This window comes from Labrenzia sp. R5_0 (assembly GCF_017743835.1).
GTDB lineage: Bacteria > Pseudomonadota > Alphaproteobacteria > Rhizobiales > Stappiaceae > Roseibium > Roseibium algicola.
Window position 1 is genome coordinate 1734492 of sequence record NZ_JAGHRK010000001.1, and the last position, 20302, is coordinate 1754793.

General features: G+C 57.8%; 16 protein-coding genes, 2 tRNA genes and 1 riboswitch. Of the genes, 11 read left to right on the forward strand and 7 right to left on the reverse strand.

The features are described from left to right. Window positions 1-22: 22 nt before the first annotated feature. Window positions 23-98: transfer RNA gene (locus tag J7447_RS07965), tRNA-Asn, on the reverse strand. A 334-nt stretch (window positions 99-432) separates the two neighbouring features. Then, window positions 433-651, forward strand: a riboswitch (cobalamin riboswitch). Window positions 652-683: 32 nt separating this feature from the next. On the opposite strand from J7447_RS07965, the gene cobU reads away from it, so the two are divergent. The 6 genes from cobU to J7447_RS07995 are packed head-to-tail and all read left to right on the forward strand — an operon-like array spanning window position 684 to window position 8631. Next, window positions 684-1235, forward strand: coding sequence for a bifunctional adenosylcobinamide kinase/adenosylcobinamide-phosphate guanylyltransferase (gene cobU, locus J7447_RS07970; protein ID WP_209169270.1), 552 nt, complete (start codon window positions 684-686; stop codon window positions 1233-1235). Then, on the forward strand, window positions 1232-2356 hold the full coding sequence (gene cobW / locus J7447_RS07975) for a cobalamin biosynthesis protein CobW (protein ID WP_168693083.1): 1125 nt from the start codon (window positions 1232-1234) through the stop codon (window positions 2354-2356). Before cobU ends, cobW begins: the two co-directional genes overlap by 4 nt. A gap of 34 nt (window positions 2357-2390) precedes the next feature. Further along, on the forward strand, window positions 2391-6149 hold the full coding sequence (gene cobN / locus J7447_RS07980) for a cobaltochelatase subunit CobN (protein ID WP_209169271.1): 3759 nt from the start codon (window positions 2391-2393) through the stop codon (window positions 6147-6149). Next, window positions 6146-6784: a cob(I)yrinic acid a,c-diamide adenosyltransferase gene (gene cobO / locus J7447_RS07985; RefSeq protein WP_353653750.1), complete on the forward strand. Its 639-nt coding sequence runs from the start codon at window positions 6146-6148 to the stop codon at window positions 6782-6784. Before cobN ends, cobO begins: the two co-directional genes overlap by 4 nt. A 50-nt stretch (window positions 6785-6834) precedes the next feature. After that, window positions 6835-7134: a YrhK family protein gene (locus J7447_RS07990; protein ID WP_022998763.1), complete on the forward strand. Its 300-nt coding sequence runs from the start codon at window positions 6835-6837 to the stop codon at window positions 7132-7134. 6 nt (window positions 7135-7140) lie between these two features. After that, the gene (locus J7447_RS07995) at window positions 7141-8631 is read left to right on the forward strand and encodes a cobyric acid synthase (RefSeq protein WP_286188982.1); all 1491 of its coding nucleotides are present in this window, start codon (window positions 7141-7143) and stop codon (window positions 8629-8631) included. 1 nt (window position 8632) lies between these two features. Here the strand turns inward: J7447_RS07995 and cbiB are convergent, their stop codons facing one another. Together cbiB and cobD are read right to left on the reverse strand one after the other, a co-directional pair. Continuing rightward, window positions 8633-9610 (reverse strand): adenosylcobinamide-phosphate synthase CbiB, encoded by a 978-nt coding sequence (cbiB, locus tag J7447_RS08000; protein ID WP_209169272.1) that lies wholly within the window; start codon window positions 9608-9610, stop codon window positions 8633-8635. Between the two features lie 9 nt (window positions 9611-9619). Beyond that, the gene (gene cobD / locus J7447_RS08005; RefSeq protein ID WP_209169273.1) at window positions 9620-10621 is read right to left on the reverse strand and encodes a threonine-phosphate decarboxylase CobD; all 1002 of its coding nucleotides are present in this window, start codon (window positions 10619-10621) and stop codon (window positions 9620-9622) included. Window positions 10622-10946: 325 nt separating this feature from the next. Between cobD and J7447_RS08010 the strand changes: the two genes are divergently transcribed. Further along, window positions 10947-11189, forward strand: coding sequence for a hypothetical protein (locus J7447_RS08010; protein ID WP_031268556.1), 243 nt, complete (start codon window positions 10947-10949; stop codon window positions 11187-11189). A gap of 33 nt (window positions 11190-11222) precedes the next feature. Here J7447_RS08010 and J7447_RS08015 read toward each other — a convergent pair whose 3' ends face one another. The 3 genes from J7447_RS08015 to J7447_RS08025 form a co-directional block, all read right to left on the reverse strand. Further along, a complete protein-coding gene (locus J7447_RS08015) occupies window positions 11223-12353 on the reverse strand; it encodes a carboxylate-amine ligase (RefSeq protein ID WP_075283006.1) in 1131 nt (376 codons plus the stop codon). 98 nt (window positions 12354-12451) lie between these two features. Next, window positions 12452-12817, reverse strand: a complete 366-nt coding sequence (locus J7447_RS08020; RefSeq protein WP_209169274.1) for a hypothetical protein — start codon at window positions 12815-12817, stop codon at window positions 12452-12454. 187 nt (window positions 12818-13004) lie between these two features. After that, a tRNA-Cys gene (locus J7447_RS08025) sits at window positions 13005-13078 on the reverse strand. A gap of 250 nt (window positions 13079-13328) precedes the next feature. Between J7447_RS08025 and J7447_RS08030 the strand changes: the two genes are divergently transcribed. The 3 genes from J7447_RS08030 (at window position 13329) to J7447_RS08040 (ending at window position 16621) form a co-directional block, all read left to right on the forward strand. Continuing rightward, the gene (locus tag J7447_RS08030; protein ID WP_031268553.1) at window positions 13329-13991 is read left to right on the forward strand and encodes a protein-L-isoaspartate O-methyltransferase; all 663 of its coding nucleotides are present in this window, start codon (window positions 13329-13331) and stop codon (window positions 13989-13991) included. A 210-nt stretch (window positions 13992-14201) separates the two neighbouring features. Beyond that, on the forward strand, window positions 14202-15593 hold the full coding sequence (locus J7447_RS08035; protein WP_228148040.1) for a TolC family outer membrane protein: 1392 nt from the start codon (window positions 14202-14204) through the stop codon (window positions 15591-15593). Window positions 15594-15877: 284 nt separating this feature from the next. Further along, on the forward strand, window positions 15878-16621 hold the full coding sequence (locus J7447_RS08040) for a DUF2497 domain-containing protein (protein WP_022998753.1): 744 nt from the start codon (window positions 15878-15880) through the stop codon (window positions 16619-16621). A 20-nt stretch (window positions 16622-16641) separates the two neighbouring features. Here the strand turns inward: J7447_RS08040 and J7447_RS08045 are convergent, their stop codons facing one another. Further along, window positions 16642-17070, reverse strand: coding sequence for a DUF1284 domain-containing protein (locus J7447_RS08045; protein ID WP_209169275.1), 429 nt, complete (start codon window positions 17068-17070; stop codon window positions 16642-16644). Window positions 17071-17253: 183 nt separating this feature from the next. Here J7447_RS08045 and J7447_RS08050 point away from each other — a divergent pair, with 183 nt between their 5' ends. Continuing rightward, entirely contained in the window at window positions 17254-20184 is a 2931-nt protein-coding gene (locus tag J7447_RS08050; protein WP_209169276.1) for a valine--tRNA ligase, read from the forward strand. Window positions 20185-20302: the final 118 nt, after the last annotated feature.

Below are 20302 nucleotides of genomic sequence, written 5' to 3' on the forward strand. Positions count from 1 at the left end.
TGCGGTTTTTTGGAAGGGTGGGTGGCTCCCCAGGCCGGACTCGAACCAGCGACCCAGCGATTAACAGTCGCTTGCTCTACCAACTGAGCTACTGGGGATCACCACGCTCGGGGCCAGCGCGTTGCCGCCCCGTCGATGGAGATGCGTATATCAAAGGCTTGATCCGTTTGCCAAGCCCCCGAGGGCGTTTTTTTCATCAAGCCGTCATTTTTTTGATCTCGGTGTGGAAAACTCGATATATTTCAGATGGCTAGGCGTTCTGTCGAGCTTGGAAAACCCTACGTTTCGCGACGATTGGAACACCCCGGGCAGGCTAAATCCGCTGTGCCTTTTTCTGACTTTGTCGCAAGAAGGCGTCCGTGTTGACTGCCTGGCCGATTTTCAAGGTTAGTCGTCAGCGACTTTCTGCTGCTTGTGTCGGCCTCAAGATACGTTTAGGAAGAAACCGACGGTTCCGGAAAAGGCCTTGCCTGATCCGGATGAAACGGGAATCCGGTGCGGTCTTTTTCTAGTCCAGATCCGGAGCTGCCCCCGCAACTGTGAGCGGTGAGTGGCTGTACGAAAACCACTGGCGTCCTGATGGGGCCGGGAAGGGGTACAGACCGCGCTGAGCCGCAAGCCAGGAGACCGGCCGTCACATTGTCAACCCTATGGCGCTGTCGGGCGGACGGCTGGGAGAAGGAATGACGCATTCAAACGGCGAGAGGACTACGTTGGTCCTCGGCGGTGCCCGCTCCGGAAAAAGCCGGTTCGCGGAAAAGCTTGTCCATGAAACCGGTCTGCAAAAAATCTATATCGCGACTGGTGCTGCCCACGACGATGAAATGGCCAGCCGGATCGCCACTCATAAAGATCAACGCGGCCCGTCCTGGCTCACCGTGGAAGAACAGCTCGAACTTGCGGCCGTGCTTGAAAACGAATGCAGGCAAGACCGGGTGGTTCTTGTTGACTGCCTGACCCTGTGGCTGTCGAACCTGCTGTTTGCAGACAAGGACATCCCCTCCGAAACGGCGCGGCTTTGCGCGGTTCTGAAGGATCTTCAGGGGCCGTGCGTTTTCGTTTCCAACGAAGTTGGTATGGGGATCGTGCCGGAGAACCGTCTGTCGAGGTCGTTCCGCGATGTGCAGGGACGACTGAACCAGGATATGGCGCATAGGTGCCAACAGGTCGTCTTCGTTGCTGCGGGCCTGCCGATACTTTTGAAACCCACATCACAACCGGATATCAAATTATGACCACTTCATCCCTGCAGCCGGGCGCAAAAATTCCGGCAACGATCGTCACTGGGTTTCTCGGAGCAGGCAAGACCACGCTGATCCGCAATTTGCTTACCAATGCCAATGGCAAACGCATTGCTCTTATTGTCAATGAGTTTGGGGACATGGGCTTCGACGGTTCCCTGGTGAATGGATGCGCTGATCCCGATTGCGCCGCGGAAGAGGTGGTTGAGCTTACCAATGGCTGCATATGTTGCACCGTTGCCGACGATTTCCTGCCAACCATGGAAATGCTGCTCGCGCGGGACAATCCGCCGGAGCATATTGTAATCGAAACCTCTGGCCTGGCTCTGCCGCAGCCGCTCGTTCGGGCCTTCTCCTGGCCGAGCGTCAAGCCGAAGGTAACGGTAGATGGTGTTGTCACGGTGCTGGATGCTGCAGCACTCGCTGAAGGCCGGATCGCACTTGATGAAGATGCACTTGCCGCGCAGCGTGCCGCCGACGAGGCTCTTGATCATGACAGTCCTGTTGAAGAACTCTTTCACGACCAATTGCGTTGCGCAGATCTCGTTGTTCTGAACAAGGCTGATCTCGTCTCCGAAGACGCTTTGAAGCAGGTGCATGAGAAGATCGCCGCCGATGTTCGTCCGGCGGTTCACGTGGTGACATCCGAAAAAGGCACGCTTCCGATTGAAGTTCTGCTCGGCAGAGGCTCTGCTGCCGAGGACGATATGGCTGATCGGCACGAGCATCATCACCATCATGATGACCACGACCACGACCACGACCACGACCACGATGATGATCATGATCATCACCATGACGACCATCATCACGATCATCACCATCACGATGATTTTGAAAGTCACGTGCTGGCAGTCTCGTCTTTCGCCAGCCTGAAAGATGCAGAGGCAAAGGTTCTGGAAGCCATGGCGCAAAAAGGCGTCCTGCGCATCAAGGGGGCCGTAAAAATCGAGGGCAAGGCAGCACCTGCAATGGTTCAAGCTGTCGGACCGCGTGTCGAAACCTGGTTCGCCGCCGGCGCCGAGAGCAGCGGCAGATTGGTCGTGATCGGTTTGAAGGGCCTCGACCTGACTGCGGTTCGTGGCCTGCTGGGTGAATTGACGGCTGCTGCCTGACACGCTGGATAGAAGCTGGAAATAAAGACCAAGCATGCACATTCTCGCCAGCCAGACGCGCCGGATCGATGACGGTGGGGACGCGGTCGATCTCGGCCAGTCTCCAGCCGACATTCTGTTCCTCTCCGCTGCAGACACCGAACTGGGAAGCTTTGCCGCTGCGCAATCACGGCTTGGAACAGGCCGGGCAGACTTGCGGCTCGCCAATCTCATGGCCCTGTCGCATCCCTATTCGGTCGATCTTTATGCCGAACAGACCGTCCGTGGGTCTCGGCTGATCGTTCTGCGAATTCTGGGTGGAGTGGAGTACTGGCGCTACGGCCTGGAAAGGTTTGAAGAAGAAGTCCGCGCGAATGGCATCGATCTGATTGTCATTCCGGGCGACGACAAGTGGGACGAAGAACTGACGTCTCGCTCCACCCGATCAGCAGCGGAAGTGCATCGCTTCTGGCGATATTGTGTGGAAGGCGGCGCGGAGAATTACGCCAATGCCTTGAGATATGCAGCGCACCTGATCGGAAAGGGAGAAGAGCCCGCGCATCCGGTGCCTCTTCCTCGCGCGGGTATTTATCTTTCTGGCAAGGCCGCCCCCGATATTGCGCAACTGAAGGCCTCCTGGCGGAAACCTGAAAGACCTGTTGCAGCGATCACTTTCTACCGTGCTTTGGTGCAAGGTGCCCAAACCGCACCACTGGATGCGTTGATCGCTGCTCTCGACAAAGCCGGTGTAAATGCACTGCCGATCTATGTTTCCAGCCTGAAGGAAGCGGAATCCGTCGCCGTTCTGGAAAGCCTGTTCGATGAGGCACCGCCTGATGTCGTGTTGAACGGTACTGCCTTCGCCGTCTCGAAGGCCGGAGCAGCCCATCAGCCGACGCCGCTCGATCGACCCGGCAAACCTGTGCTGCAGGTCGTCTTCTCGTCTTCCTCCAAAGAGGGCTGGGAAGACAGCGATCAGGGCTTGTCGATACGTGACCTCGCAATGCATGTCGTCTTGCCGGAGATTGACGGCCGGATCTTGACCCGTGCTGTCTCCTTCAAGGAAGAAGGGGTCTTCGATGAGGCCACCCAGTCGACGCCGGTTGCCTTTACGCCTGTTCCGGATCGGATCATGTTTACCGCGGCGCTTGCGGCCGCCTGGGGGAAACTTGGCCGGAAACCGGCTGCAGCCAAGAAGTCGGCCCTTATCCTGGCAAACTATCCGAACCGGGACGGGCGTCTTGCCAACGGCGTAGGGCTCGACACGCCTGCGTCATGCGTTCATTTGCTCAAGGCCATGGCCGCCGCGGGCTATGACGCCGGTGAGGTTCCAGCAAGCTCCGCCGATCTGATGGAAATCCTGACTTCGGGCGTAACCAATGCCCTGGAGGGCCGATCAGGCAAGGAAGAGTATCAGGCCTTGTCGCTTCAGGACTACGAGCGCTCCTTCGACAGGTTGCCCGACATTGTTCGGTCAGCAGTTGTTGATCGTTGGGGAGCGCCGTCGGACGATCCTCATGTAACGGATGGCCATTTCCGCCTGGCCCTGCACCGGTTCGGCAATCAGGTGGTCGGTATTCAGCCGGCGCGTGGCTACAACATCGATCCGAAGGAAACCTACCACGATCCGGCATTGGTGCCGCCGCACCACTACTTTGCCTTCTACATTTGGCTGCGGGAACAATTCGCCGTCGATGCCGTCATTCACCTCGGCAAACACGGCAATCTGGAATGGCTGCCCGGCAAGGCACTGGCCCTCGCTGAAAGCTGTTTCCCGGAAGCTGTTCTGGGGCCAATTCCGAACATCTACCCTTTCATCGTCAATGATCCAGGCGAGGGGGCGCAGGCCAAGCGACGAACCTCGGCCGTGATCGTCGATCACCTGACACCGCCTTTGGCCCGGGCGGAGAGCCATGGCGTCGCCGAAGAGCTGGAGACGCTGCTTGATGAGTATTATCTGGCGAGCGGCGTTGACCCGCGCCGCCTGAAGGCATTGACGCGGGACATCCTGGACACCGCTGCGCGGCATGGTCTGGACAAGGATATCGGTATTACCGAGACCATGGACGAGGAAACCCGCCTTGCGCGCCTCGACGCTCACTTGTGCGACCTGAAGGAACTGCAGATCAGGGACGGGCTGCATATTCTTGGCGAAAGTCCCGAAGGCGATCTTCTGATGGATCTGCTGGTTGCGTTGGCAAGGGTACCGCGAGGCAACAGGCCGGAACAGCAGAGCCTGCAAAGGGCTATCGCTTCGGACCTCGGTTTTGAAGGCTTTGATCCACTGGATTGCGATTTTGCTGCCCCCTGGCAGCAGTGTCGATCGGAGCACCTCGCAAATGTTCTGGAGGCTCCCTGGAGATCGCAAGGTGATACGGTCGAACGTATCGAGATTCTTGCCCGCGAAATCGTTGCGGATAATCGCGGAGTGCCTGAGGCGTGGCAATCGACCCTTGCTGTTCTGGATGATCTAAACCAGGTTCTGCGACCGGCTGTAACCGGCTCCGGACACGCTGAAACAAGCGCAGTGCTGACGGCATTGGAAGGAGGGTTCGTTGCCCCCGGGCCTTCCGGCGCGCCTTCGCGTGGGCGTCCGGATGTGCTGCCCACTGGCCGGAACTTCTACTCCATCGATGTACGTGCAGTGCCGACCGAAACCGCATGGCGGCTCGGCTGGCAATCCGCATCTCTCGTTGCAGAACGATACTTCCAGGAAGAAGGCGAATGGCCGAAATCGCTGGTCCTGACATGTTGGGGCACTGCCAACATGCGAACCGGAGGTGACGACATTGCCCAGGCGCTGGCGCTTATAGGGGCGCGTCCGGTGTGGGAGCAGGGTTCGGGCCGTGTCACCGGGTTCGAAATTCTGAAGCTTTCAGAACTTGGACGACCGCGTGTCGACGTTACCTTGCGGGTTTCCGGGTTTTTCCGTGATGCCTTCCCGCATCAAATGGATCTTTTTGACAGCGCCGCCCGTGCGGTCGGTGCGCTTGAAGAACCGGACGAAGCCAATCCGATTGCCGCACGAATGCGATCGGAAAGTGCACGGCTTCAGGCTGAAGGGCTGGACAAGAACGAAGCCGAACGCAGGGCCGGGTTCCGTGTTTTTGGCTCAAAACCGGGTGCCTATGGTGCTGGCTTGCAGGCGCTGATCGACGAGAAGCTTTGGGAGGAACGTTCGGATTTTGCCGATGCCTTTCTGACATGGGGTGGTTACGCCTACGGTGGCGGAGCAGAAGGCTCCGTCGCCAGGCACGATCTCGAAACGAGGCTGAAAACCGTGGACGCAGTCCTGCACAATCAGGACAACCGCGAACACGATCTTCTGGACAGTGACGACTATTATCAGTTCGAGGGCGGACTGGCAGCGACTGTCGAAGCACTGAAAGGCGAAGCACCGACGGTCTACCACAACGATCATTCGCGGCCTGAGCGTCCGGTGGTCCGCACCCTTTCGGAAGAGATCGGCCGCGTGGTGCGCGCTCGTGCGGCAAACCCGAAATGGATCGCAGGTGTAATGCGGCATGGCTACAAGGGCGCGTTCGAGATGGTTGCGACGCTCGACTATCTGTTCGCGTTTGCCGCAACCACCCGGGCCGTGGGAGATCACCATTTTGACCAGCTGTATGATGCCTACGTGGATAACCAAGAAGTTCTGGATTTCCTCAAGGACGCCAACCCGACGGGTCTCAACGAAATGCTGGACCGCTTTCATGAAGCAATTGAACGCGGCCTCTGGACGCCGCGGCGCAATTCGACCCATGCTGCGCTGAATGATTTGAAAACAAGACTGGAAGGGACGGACGCATCGTGACCGCCGACAAGGACAAGCCGGAACTGACCGAAGAAGAACTCAATGCCCGCCATGCCGAGAAGATGCGCAAGAAAAAGGCCGCACGTGACAAGATCATGGCGACCAAGACCATCGAAAAGGGCTTGCTGATCGTCCACACGGGCAAGGGCAAAGGCAAGTCGACAGCCGGTTTCGGAATGGTGTTCCGTTCTCTCGGTCACGGCCACAAGGTGGGCGTGGTGCAATTCGTGAAGGGGCGGATCGAAACCGGTGAGCGCATGGCTCTGGAACGGTTCTCCGACCTCGTCACGATCAAACGGATGGGTGAGGGGTTCACGTGGGAAACACAGGACCGGCAACGGGATATCGATGCGGCGAACGAAGCCTGGCAAGCCGCCAAGGACATGATCACATCCGGTGAATTTCGTCTGATCCTGTGCGACGAGCTCAACATCGTTCTGCGCTACGATTATCTGGACATCGCCGAAGTGGTCGATTTCCTGAAGAACGAAAAACCGGACGATGTGCATGTCGTCATCACGGGGCGCAATGCCAAGGACGAGCTGATCGACATTGCAGATCTTGTCACCGACATGACCCAGATAAAACATCCCTTCCGGTCTGGTGTGAAACCACAGGAAGGCATCGAGTTTTAAACCCGGGCACCTGGATCACGAAACCCAGAGGTAATCAAAGGGGATCGAGGATGAGCAAGCTATTCGACCACAGTCTTCGCACGGCCTCGCAGGCGCATGTGGAAACGGTCCGGAAATACGAACTTTACCGAACCGTTGTCGAATTTCTGGCTGCATTGACGTTTCTTGTCGGCAGCGTCTTCTTTTTCTACGACAGCCTGATGTACGCAGGAACGTGGTTGTTCGTGATCGGATCCGTTCTCTTTGCCGTTCGGCCGACGGTTCGCTTGATGCTGGAACTGCGGCTCGCCAATCTTCCGGTGCCAAGCGAATTTCGGCCATATGGCGCAGCACCATTCGGCAAAGATTGACGTTGCATGGTTGAGACAAAAGCGGCCGGCAAGGTACCGGCAATCATGGTCCAGGGCACAGGCTCGAATGTTGGCAAAAGCCTGATCGTCGCCGGTCTGTGCCGTCTCTTTGCCAACCGTGGCCTGAAAGTTCGCCCCTTCAAGCCGCAGAACATGTCAAACAACGCTGCCGTAACAGCCGACGGCGGCGAAATCGGCAGGGCCCAGGCGCTTCAGGCCATGGGCTGCCGCGTTCCGTTGAGTGTTCACATGAACCCCGTTCTGTTGAAGCCCGAAACCGACACCGGGGCTCAGGTAATCGTGCAGGGCAAGCGATATGGCACGATGCGGGCGCGCGAATATGGAAAGCAGAAAGCTGAATTATTACCGAAGGTTCTGGAGAGTTTTTCGATAAACGCCTCAGGTGTTGATCTGGTGATTGTCGAGGGAGCAGGAAGCCCTGCGGAAATCAATCTCCGCTCTGGAGACATCGCCAACATGGGATTTGCCGAGGCGGCGGATCTGCCGGTGATCCTGTGTGCGGATATAGATCGCGGCGGGGTTATTGCATCAGTCGTCGGAACGTGTGCTGTGCTGGAAGAAAACGAACGGCAGCGCATCAAGGGCTTCTTCATCAACCGGTTTCGGGGAGACCCGAGCCTGTTCGACGAAGGCTTGCGAGAAATCGAGCAGCGCACCGGTTGGCAAGGTCTCGGTGTTGTCCCGTGGTTTGCGGATGCTGCGAAACTTCCGGCAGAAGATGCGCTCGGTCTGGCGGACGGATTTGGTGACGGGGGGCTCAAGATCGTTGTTCCCGTGATCTCGCGGATCGCCAACTTCGACGACCTGGATCCGCTCCGGCTTGAACCGGGTGTTACGCTTGAGCTTGTTCAACCGGGCACCCCGTTGCCGGGAGACGCCGATGTCGTGCTTTTGCCCGGGTCCAAGTCCACTGTTGGTGACCTTGCCTTTTTCCGCAGACAGGGTTGGGACATAGATCTCAAGGCACACCACCGGCGGGGCGGGCACATCCTGGGCGTCTGCGGTGGATATCAGATGCTGGGCAAGGTTATCTCGGATCCGGACGGTATCGAGGGATCCCCCGGAACGGTCGAAGGCCTGGGATATCTGGATGTCGAGACCATCCTGACGGCAGATAAATCGACCGTTGCCGCACGCGCGACCCATGTTGCCAGCGGAGCCCCTGTCTCTGGCTACGAAATTCATGTCGGCCGAACGTCCGGGCCAGACTGTGCCCATCCCATGATGCGCCTTGATGATGGTCGGTCCGATGGTGCGGTCTCAGCGGATGGCCGAGTGTACGGAACCTACATTCACGGCCTGTTCACCGACGATGCCTTCCGGACGGCATACCTGAATGCCTTCGGTGTCCGCTCCGACCTCAGCTACGATCAGGACATCGACCGGATTCTGGACGACCTTGCAGGGCATCTGGACAGCGTCCTCGACGTGGAGGCCATCCTGAAGATCGCACGCGGTGCCGATGAAAACGCCTGACCTAGAAGGCCAGCAATAGCGCCAGAATTGCGATCAGCAACGCTTCGAGTGCGTAGCAGCCAATGAGGATCCTCAAGGCGCGCGAAATATCTTCTGCCCTCGCATCCTTTCGTCCACTCGCATTCAGATACCGGTCATTGACGGTGTAACCCGGATAGATCCGAGGTCCTGCAAGAGCCAGGTTCAATGCGCCTGCCATGGCCGCCTCCGGCCAACCGGCATTTGGTGAGCGGTGCTTGCGGGCGTCGTCCAGAATACAGGCAATGCTCTTGCGGACCGAGCCCCGGGACAAGGGCGCACACAGGGCGATAAACAGCCCTGCAATGCGCGATGCGGGCAGGTTGACCAGATCGTCGAAACGGGCAGCCGCCCACCCGAAGTCTGCATAAACCTCGTTCTTGTGGCCGATCATGCTGTCGGCTGTATTCACCGCCTTGTAAACGATCAATCCGGGCAGGCCGAGCACGGCGAACCAGAATACGGGCGCCACGATACCGTCGGAATAATTCTCGGCGCAGGATTCGATGGCTGCCCGCGAGACACCGGCTTCGTCCAGCCGGTTCGGGTCACGTCCGACAATCATGGAAACCGCCTTGCGGCCACCTTCCAACCCGTCCTTCAACAGGCCATCCCGCACGGCTGCCACGTGACGGTAAAGACTGTTTTGGGCGATAAATACCGCAGCTACGACAGCTTCAAGCACCCTGCCATATGGCAACCACTTCGCAACTGCCTCAATCACGACGCCGGCAAGTCCGGCGCTGGCAAGCAACGCCAGGAGTGTCAGCACGCCACCGAGCTTGCGTGTCGCCGGCGCGAATTCCGTTTTGTTGAAATGCCGGTCAAACAGGCCGATCAACTTGCCGATCCAGACAACCGGATGCGGCAGGCGTTGCCACATCCAGTCGGGATCACCGATCAGGGCGTCCAGCAACAGCGCGGCGAGAAGCAGCCAGAGAGCGTGGTCGTAAAGCAGCATCCCGGTCCGTCAGACCTCTTTTAGCGCTTCTGCAAGAGCGTCTGTCAGACGTTTGAGATTTTCCGGTCCACCTGGAAGGCCAAAGCGGATCCAGGTTGGTGCGTAGTCGAAGATCCGCGTCCAGATCTTTCTGCGGGCAAGGGCCTCATGCAGGCCCTTGGGATTGCGCAGACCGGCAAGCGCATAGAGAGGCGTGCCGCCGAAGACACTGAGGCCTGCCTCGGAAAGTGCGACTGTCAGGTCCGCCATGTCTTCGATCAACTGCCTGGTTGTCCGATCCTGCCAGGTGCTGTCACGCAGTGCCCTGGCTCCGATTTCCAGTGCCGGTCCGCTGAGGCTCCAGCTGTCCAGCAGGCCGGACATTCTGGAAATGGCGGTTTTTTCGCCTGCAAGAAATCCGATCCGCAGTCCCGCAAGACCGAAGAACTTTCCGAAGGACCGCAAAACGACAACGTTTTCGGTTCCGATGTGCGGCAGCAAGGTAGCGCCCGGAACGACCTCGGCAAAGGCTTCGTCCACCACCAGATAACCGCCGCGTGCGCTCAGTGTCCGCGCGATTTCGATCAGGCTTTTGACATCTATCAGACGTCCGTCCGGATTGTTCGGATTGACCAGAACCACGATCTTTGCATCAGCGGGCAGGGAGTAGACGCTGGATACTTCGATAGGTGCTCGGCTTTCCCGCGTCCAGGCATCCCTGTGGCTGGTATAGGTGGGCGAGGCGAGAACGACCGGCCCTTCAGGAAGGATGGTCGGTAGAAGCGACAGCAGGACCTGTGTTCCAGGCGCTGCACAGACAGCGAGATTGTCGGGAATGCGATAAGCTTGGCGAGCAGCTGCAATCAGGTGTTCTTCGGCCCCGCGTGCCGGCAGGCTGGTCCAGGTGGACAGCGGCAGGTCGTCAGGCACGGGATAGCTGTATGGATTTATCCCGGTTGATAAATCCAGCCAATCGTCATGCGTTCCGCCAAAGCGCTCAATCGCAAGGGTCAAATCCCCGCCGTGTTCCATGAAAATGCCTCTTGCAGTTGGCAGGTCGGCCGATCTGCCTTTCGTTACTCATCTAGCCGGTAGGGAGACCAAAAGTACAGACGGTTCCCGACATGCGTTGCCGCAAGAACGTCCTGCGCTTTGGTTCGTCCTGTCCCAAAGGCTGTTATGCGCATGTTGCCTGCCTTTTCAAACATTTATCAGGGTTCGGTACCGCACTTCTGTCATTAGGGTGCAAGGGAGGCGGGTACGGCCGAAGGCGACGCAACTTTGGGCGCATTGACAGATCCGTCAAAGTGCAGAAAAAAGAACAAAAGAGGAACAATGTGCACCGAAGGACGCCCTGATGGCAAAGACCAGCCACCATTCACCATTGCAGGACGTGGAACGCGACGCCCTGCTGGCTCAGCTTGCGCTGGCGCGGCAGGCCTTGATCAAGGCGCAGCGCGGCATGCGCCCCAGATCCGGACTGTCGCGCTCTGCCGCTGCGGTGATAGAGGAAATCGACGAATTTGCCTTTGTGCTGACCGGTTCGACCGAGTTTTTTCACACAGACGCTCACGGAACGCCGCCAAGACAACCCGGTTGATCGTGGCGAGGGCCGACCGCACGATTGGATTGATCAAAGCCCTCGTTGGGTCTCGGAAATCAACAGGTCGACAATCCTGTCGAGAATGTCCTGGGGCAGATGACCGTCTTCAGGAATATCACCAGCCAGTTCCAGCTGGCGTTCTGCGGAGGTGCCCCTGGCGGCGATTTCCCTCAAATGGTTCACGTCGGACACGCAGTCAAAATGAACTGCGTCCGGAAGAATGAGTTCAATCAGTTCCTCGATCATGTCCGGAAAGGCTGCCGTTTCGTTGCGGCCGAAATCGATCAGTTGTGCATTTGTGCCGTGTCGTTGTGCCTGCCAGCGGTTTTCCGCCAGGAGAAACCGTGAATATTGCCGCCAACCCTGATTGGCGCGGCGCAAGCGGTAAAGCATGCGGCACAGGCATCTGAAAGTCGCCGCTATGGCGACGGCATCGTCAAGCAACGGGCAGACATCGGTAATGCGCATTTCCAGTGTCGGAAACCGGTCGGAGGGGCGCAGGTCCCACCAGATCTTGGTGGCATCTTCGATGACACCGGCGCGAACGAGGATGTCGACCGTGTGCCGATAGTCGAAGTAACTGTCGAATCCAGGTGGCAGGCCGGTCCGCGGCATTTCGTTGAAAACCGATAGGCGATAGGACTTAAGGCCGGTGTTCCGACCACGCCAGAACGGGGATGAAGTGCTGAGTGCGAGCAGGTGCGGCAGGAAATAGGCGAGCTGATTGAACAACTCGATGCGCAGTTCTTCGTCTTCGATACCGACATGAACATGCATTCCGCAGATCACCATGCGCTTGACCACGAGCTGCATGGTCCTGGCGATCTCGTTGTAACGTTCCTTGTCTGTGTGCGGCTGGTCCGTCCAGTCGGCGAACGGGTGGGTAGAAGACGCAATCGGCGCCAGGTCGAACACTGCCGCCTCGCGCGCAATGGTCTTGCGGAAATAACCGAGTTCCGTGCGTACTTCCTGCAGACTGGAGCAAACCGGTGTTCCAACCTCGATCTGACATTTCAGAAATTCAGGACTGACCCGTCCTTCGAGGGCGCTTTCGCAGGCCTTGAACAGTTCCGGTGGCGGCGAACTCGCCAACATGCGGGTCGATCTGTCGACGAGGAGATATTCTTCCTCGACGCCAATGCTGAAACTCGGTTCCTTCATGCCAGGCAGCTTCCGTGCTGTTACAGCGTTCGGTCAAGGCAGGATAAATGCGGATGGGGCACCTGAGGAACGATCGACACCCGCATCCTTGCCAAAAACTACCAGATGTTACCCGCGCCAGGTGTATAGGCAGCACCCATCACCGTGTTCGCCTTGACGATGTCGCACTCAAGAATGCCGGAAAACCTGGCGATGGGAGTGCTTGTCTCGGTCATGCTGGCAGAAACCTTGAATTTGCTGCCGGCCGAGATCTCGACAGTGTCCATGCCCTGGATGAGCACGCTTTTCGGCGCACTGATGATGACATCCTGGTTCTGTAGCGAAATCACGCTTTCCAGATCAGCTATTCGGTTTTCCAGGTCATTCATGCGCTGGCGCAAGGCTTCCACAAGAGCCGCGGTATTGTCGCTGGCGGAAACCGCTTGCGGTGTCTTGCGCGGCCGGGGCGGTTCAACGCGTTTCATGGTTGATGTCGTGATCACTCGCGCGGGTTTGCCTGGCGCTGGCGGACTTCCACCTGGTGTTTTCATGGCACATCCCCTTTTTCAAGGCTTCTGGACAGAAGTTAACATGACGCAAGGGAAAGATGTAGCATCGGCTTCGTTCAAGACAACGAACGCCTGAAAACATGCAATGATCTGAAAAAGTGTCTGGAGGCCCCGACCGGAATCGAACCGGTGTACACGGATTTGCAATCCGCTGCGTCACCACTCCGCCACAGGGCCCCTAGGTGGTGTGCCGCGCCTTATCAAACAGTTGCGCGATTTGGTCAAGCCCTGTTTTCAACGTCGTACACATTTCCACCGTTGCCGATTATCGATTTGAGGAAAGCCATGAGTTGCTGCTTATTTTCCGCAGAAACCGGGTGCCATCGCAGGATCTGCTCGCGCGGATACTTGTCAGGCAGCCTTTGCATCGCTAATGAACGTTTCTCAAGAGGCGCCGGTAATCCGGCATGTCAAAGTGAGGGCCGATATGACGGACTTTAATCAGTCCCGCCGCAAGATGGTGGATAACCAGCTGCGCACCAACGATGTGACCGATCACCGGATCCTGGACGCAATGGAAGTGGTGCCGCGCGAGCGCTTCGTTCCCGCATCCAAACGTGCCGTTGCCTATATCGACGAAGATCTGCCGATTGGAGCAGTCGAAACCGGCCGCATGCTGATGAAGCCGCATATTTTCGGAAAGCTGGTTCAACTGGCGGATATCCGGGAAGGCGATGTCGTTCTGGTCATTGGAGCTGGCACCGGTTACAGCGCTGCAGTCGTTTCCAAACTTGCTGCTTCCGTCGTGGCTCTTGAGGAAAATCCGGACCTTGCCAAGACGGCAACCGAGGTTCTGGTCGATCTCGGCATCGAAAATGCGGTTGTCGTGGAAGGTGCTCTGGCAGCAGGCTATTCTTCCGAAGGCCCTTACGACGTCATTTTCGTGGACGGAGCCGTCGAGGTGCTGCCAAAGGCTCTGACTGACCAGCTGAAGCCGACAGGACGTCTGGCAGTGATTGAAGGACGCGGTGGTGCTGGCGTCGCCAAACTCTACCAGAAATCGGGTTCTGCGGTGAGCAGCCGATTCGGTTTCAATGCCTCCGTTAGCGTGCTTCCTGGCTTCGACAAGGCTGACGAATTCGTTTTCTGAGCGATCAATTTGGTCCGGACTGACAGAAACCCGCCGAATGATGGCGGGTTTTTGCTTTAAAAGCGGAGAAATGGCTTAACGCAGCGATAACTTGTTGCCATTAAGCCGCACTCGCGGAAATTCGCAATTATCCGCTCTCAAACGGTTGAAGAATAACACCCATCAGTTTACTCAACAGGATCAAGTAGGTTGACCCGGAAGGAGTGTGGGGTGTCTGGTCGTTCAACTCTAAAAGTTTTGACCATTGCTATTGGCCTGTTGGGTGGCGTTTCCGCCACCGCCTTGACCGGTGCCTCCCTGTCTCCCGCTGATGCTGAAACCATCAGAGAATCGCTGGCGCTTGCCTATTCGAACAATCCCACCTTGAACGCGGCGCGTGCGCAGCTTCGTGGTGTGGATGAGAATGTGCCTCAGGCACTGACGGGCTGGCGGCCAACCGTGACAGCATCCGCAGCGGCCGGACGCCTCGCAGCCGGGGCCGACTCGGCGATCGACTATCGCAACAACGCTTCGATCTCGCTGACGATCAGTCAGACCCTGTTCCGCGGCTTCCGGACGATCAATTCCACCCGTCAGGCAGAAGCTGTCGTGCGTGCTCAGCGTGAAAGCCTGATGTCGACGGAGCAGGACACGCTGCTGGATGCGGCAACGTCCTACGTGGATGTGATCAGGGATACGGCTCTGGTGTCGCTTCAGCGCAGTGACCTTGCCTTCCTTCAGGAACAGGTAAGAGCCGCACGTGACCGGTTCGACGTAGGTGAGGGCACCCGGACGGACGTCAGCCAGGCAGAAGCCCGCGCTGCCGAAGCCCGCGCCAGCCTCAACACCGCGATGGCCAACCTTAATACAAGCCGCGCCATCTACCGTCAGGTGATCGGCGTTGAGGCACGCAGCCTGTCGGCGGATACGTCGATCAGCCGCTACGTTCCCAAGTCCATTGACGAGGCGATGCAGCTGAGTGAAACACATCAGCCGTTGATCCGTCAGGCACAACACCTTGTCGATGCCGCCATTTTCAACACCAAGACGATCGAAGGTGAACTTCTGCCGACCGTCACCTTGGATGGCAGCATTTCCAGATCGTGGAACCCGTCTGCAACGACCGACTACAGCGATAATGCGCAGATTTTCGGTAACGTCAGCATTCCGCTCTATCAGGGTGGTGGCGTGTCGTCGCGTGTGCGGCAGGCCAAGGAAGAACTGGGCCAGACCCGTCTGCAGCTGGATGTGGCGCGCGATCAGATTCGCGCCAACGTCATTTCCGCCTGGGGTAACTACCAGGCAGCTGAAGCTTCCATTGTTGCAGCCCAGGCCGCCGTCGAAGCACAGCAGCTGGCTCTGGAAGGCGTTATTGAAGAGCAGCGCGTCGGTCAGCGCACCACGCTCGACGTTCTTGACGCTCAGCGCGAACTGGTCATTCAGCAGTCCAATCTCGTAACAGCGCAGCGCAACCGGATTGTCAGCGGATATCAGCTGGTTGCTTCGATTGGCCGGTTGGACGCTGAATCACTTGGCCTCAACGTTGCCCGCTACAATCCGAAGCAGCATTACGAGGCTGTGCGGGACCAGTGGTTTGGTCTGCGCACTCCGGATGGCCGGTAAGAAACTGGTAACTTATATTCTTCACGATGGCGGCTGACGGTCGAAAGATCTTCAGCCGCTTTTGTTATTCGGCTGAACATCCTGACAAATTTACGAAGGATGACGTGAAACGCCTGGCCGAATTCCACCCTTGATCGGTAATTCCCGACTAAAAAGGGGATAAGGCGATGCTTCGGGGCGCGTTCACTTTGCGCGTTTCTTATTGACCCGCATAATTTCGGTTAACGAATCATTTTGATGGAACAGACTGTTCCTGAGCGTAGCCGGTAAGTACGGGGGAAGTCATGGCGCAGGCGAAGAAGGCTGATGAGCCGTCGATGGAGGAAATCCTCGCGTCGATCCGCCGAATCATATCCGATGAGGACTCCCAGGGAGCCGAAGACGGCGAAAGCGGCAGCAGCGAACCCGTAGAGACACCAGTAGAAGAAGAGGCGGCGGACGATATGGGCAATGCCTCCGAAATGTCCCAGGACGATCTCGACAAGCTGTTCGACATGAGCAGCGACGATGATGAAGACGACCTTCCGGTAGAAGACGACGACGCGGATGACATGGCTGCAGCCATGGCTGCGGATGCCGAAGAAGACGAAGGCGAAGACGTTCTGGAGCTGACCGAGGAATTGGCGATTCCTGACGATGATGCGATGGACATTGTCGAAGGAATGGCAGAGGACCTGGACGGCGACGAAGGAGACATTTCCTTCGCGGCTCCACCTGCTCCTGAATTTGATCCCGAACCGGAACCTGTTTTCGACCCTGAGCCTGTGATGGCCGCTCGGCCGGTGCCAGACGATTTGCCGAATGTGGCGGACGATGCCCCTCTGACATCGCAGAACACCGGTGAAGCCGTTCACGCGGCATTCGACAACCTGTCGAACATGTTTGTTGGCTCGCAGGCGCAGACGGTTGAGGAGCTGGTCAAGGAAATGCTGCGGCCGATGCTGAAGGCATGGCTGGACCAGAACCTGCCCGGAATGGTCGAGCAGATGGTTCAAAAGGAAATTCAGCGCGTGACGCGCCGGCGCTAGACCGGATTTGTCCGAAGATTTCAGTCAGGGGGTGTCAGATGGCATTCCCTGAATTCGTTTCTGGCAATCGCTGAGCACATATTCTGCCATTCACAGCCTTGGCATGCCTTACGGATTGAGCCGTTAGCGAACGCATCTCTCAGAAAAGACAGGGTCTGTCGGTCCAAAATGATGGAATTGCCCTTTTCAAGAGGGCGTCCGAGCGCCAGTGCAATATCAGCGGCCGCTGTCCGGTCCCTGTTGCGAACGCTTTCATTTCGACAATGGCAACCCGGGTCGTCCAACATTGGCTGGCACAAGGTGTCAGGACCTTCTACCAGCTCAATGGGTTCACCTTCATTCAGGCGCTGAACGATTGTGCTGTAATTTTGGACAAAGGCCGGCGTATAGCCTTTGCCCAGATAGGTCAGCATGCAAAGCAGGTGGTGTGGACGGATTGAAACGGTCATGACCCGCTTATCGCAGCAAACGTCATTCAACCCAAGTTCTGATCGGCAGTCAGGCACTTCACCTATCAAAAGCGCTACCGGGCAGCAGGTTTGCCCCGCATAGGCGGTTGACTTGCGGCAGCGCATCCGATTTACACGGTGCTTCACGAAAATCGAAATTCATTCTCCCATTGAGTGACCCTGATGCTGGATAAGACCTACGATGCGGCCAGCGTTGAGCCGCGGATTTACGAAACCTGGGAAAAGGCGGAGGCCTTCAAGGCCGGAGCTGGTGCCAAAGAGGGTGCAGCCTCCTTTTCCATCGTAATTCCGCCGCCGAACGTGAACGGTTCGCTGCACATGGGGCATGCTCTCAACAACACGCTTCAGGACATCCTGATCCGCTGGAAGCGCATGCAGGGCTTCGATACTCTTTGGCAACCGGGCACCGACCATGCGGGGATCGCGCTTCAGATCGCTGTCGAAAGACAGATGGCCGAACGCAACGAGCCGAGCCGCACAGAGATCGGCCGCGAGGCATTCGTACAGCGTGCGTGGCGCTACAAGGGAGAAGTCGGCAGCGCGATTATCGCTCAGCTCAAGCGTCTGGGCGCATCATGCGACTGGTCGCGTGAGCGGTTCACCATGGACGAGGGCCTGTCGGAGGCCGTCCGCAAGGTTTTTGTCGACCTCTACAACGAGGGCCTGATCTACAAGTCCAAACGGCTCGTCAACTGGGATCCGAAGATGGAGACAGCCATTTCGGATCTCGAGGTCGAGAACATCGAAACCGATGGACACATGTGGCACTTCCGCTACCCGCTGGCCGGTGGCGCGACCTATGAATACGTCGAGAAAGACAAAGAGGGGAACATCACCCTTCGCGAGACCCGTGACTATATTTCGATTGCCACGACGCGGCCGGAAACCATGCTGGGTGACGGTGCCGTTGCCGTTCATCCGGACGATGAGCGTTACAAGCCAATTGTCGGCAAACTCTGCGAAATCCCGGTCGGGCCGAAGGAACATCGCCGTCTGATCCCGATCATCACCGACGAATATCCGGATCCGGATTTCGGCTCGGGGGCGGTCAAGATCACCGGTGCACATGATTTCAACGACTATGGTGTCGCTCAGCGCAACAAGATTCCGATGTACCGCCTGATGGACACCAAGGGTGCGATGCGCGCCGATGGTGCGCCTTATGTCGAAGAGGCCGCCAAGGCCCAGGCGATCATCGATGGCGCAGAGATGACCATTCAAGAGGTCGATCTCATCAACATCGTTCCGGACGATCTGCGTGGACTTGACCGGTTCGAGGCGCGCAAACGCGTTATCGAACAGATCACGGCGGAAGGTCTGGCAGTTACGGCGCCGGCGGATCATCCGGACGTTGCCTGGATGAAGGGGCAGGCCCCTGAATGGAACACGCTTGGCCGGGCCGTCGTTCGTCCGCTGGAGGAAGGCGCGGAAGCACCGGAGCGGTTGCCGCTGGTTGAATCCAAGAAGATCATGCAGCCGTTCGGAGACCGCTCCAAGGTCGTCATTGAGCCTATGCTGACGGACCAATGGTTTGTCGATGCCAAGACACTGGCGGCTCCCGCCTTGAAAGCCGTTCAGGACGGCACGACCAAGCTTATTCCCGGCAACGCCGACAAGGTCTATTTCAACTGGCTCAACGACATTCAGCCCTGGTGTATTTCCCGCCAGCTCTGGTGGGGCCATCAGATCCCTGTCTGGTACGATGAAGATGGCAAGGAATACTGCGCACATTCCGAGGAAGAGGCCGCTGCAATGGCAGGCGGCAAGGCGCTGACGCGCGACGAGGACGTCCTGGACACGTGGTTCTCCTCTGCGCTCTGGCCGTTTTCGACGCTTGGTTGGCCACACAAGACGCCGGAACTCGAGCGCTACTATAAGACGGATGTGCTCATCACGGGTCTCGACATCATCTTCTTCTGGGTTGCCCGGATGATGATGCAGGGCATCCATTTCATGGAAGAAGTGCCGTTCCATACGGTTTACTTCAACTCGATCGTTGTTGACGGCAAGGGCAAGAAAATGTCCAAGTCGACCGGCAACGTGATCGATCCTCTCGATCTGATCGGCCGTTTCGGCGCCGATGCCACCCGGTTTGCGCTTGCGAGCCAGGAGGTGCAGGCCCGAAGGATGCTTCGGATGTCCGACCAGGCAGCCGAAGGCGGTCAGCGCTTTGCCACCAAACTCTGGAACGCTGCCCGGTTCGCCGAAATGAACGGCTGTGCCCGGATGGAAGGATTCGACCCGGCAGCAACCAAGCACACGCTCAACCGTTGGATCGCAACGGAAACAGGCCGCTGCATCGCCGAGGTTACTGAGGCACTCGAGGACTTCCGGTTCAACGATGCATCCGGTGCTGCCTATCGGTTCACCTGGAACACGTTCTGCGACTGGTACCTGGAACTCGCAAAGCCGATCTTCAACGGTGATGATGAAGCTGCCAAGGCAGAAACCCGGGCCACGGCAGCATGGGCGTTGGACGAAATCCTGAAGGTCCTGCATCCGATCATGCCGTTCCTGACGGAAGAACTGTGGGAGCGTCTCGGAGACGAAGGCAACGCGCATGATGGCTTGCTGATGCTGACTGCCTGGCCGGAGCCCAAGGTTTCCGATGAGGCTGCGGCAGGTGAGATCAACTGGCTTGTCGATCTGATTTCCGAAATCAGATCGGTTCGCGCGGAAATGAACATTCCGGCAGGTGCGAAGGTCTCCGTGGTCGTCACAGGGGCCAGTGAACAGACAAAGGCCCGGCTCAAGACCCACGAGTCTGCCATTCTTCGTCTGGCAAGGGCAGAGACCGTTTCCCTGGCTGATGCAGCTCCCTCCGGAGCGGCCCAGATTATTGTTGGCGAAGCCACGGTCTGTCTGCCACTCGCCGGGGTCATCGACCTTGGTGCAGAAAAGACCCGACTTCAGAAGGAAGCCGGCAAGTTGGAAGGTGAGATCTCGAAGATCGAGAAGAAGCTTTCCAACCCGGCATTCGTTGCCAAGGCCCCCGAAGAGGTTGTTGACGGCGAACGCGAAAAAGTTGCCGAATCCAAGGAAAAGCTGGAAAAGGTCCAGACGGCGCTCAGTCGTCTGGCGGAAATCGGCTAGATCATTTCTCGGCCCGGAACGAGCTTTGTCTTTTCCGGGCCGCAATTCGGTGCTAGCGCCGCATAAAAGAACACACGTATGCTTAGCACCTGAGGAATCGAATTGAAGCTGATGGCGG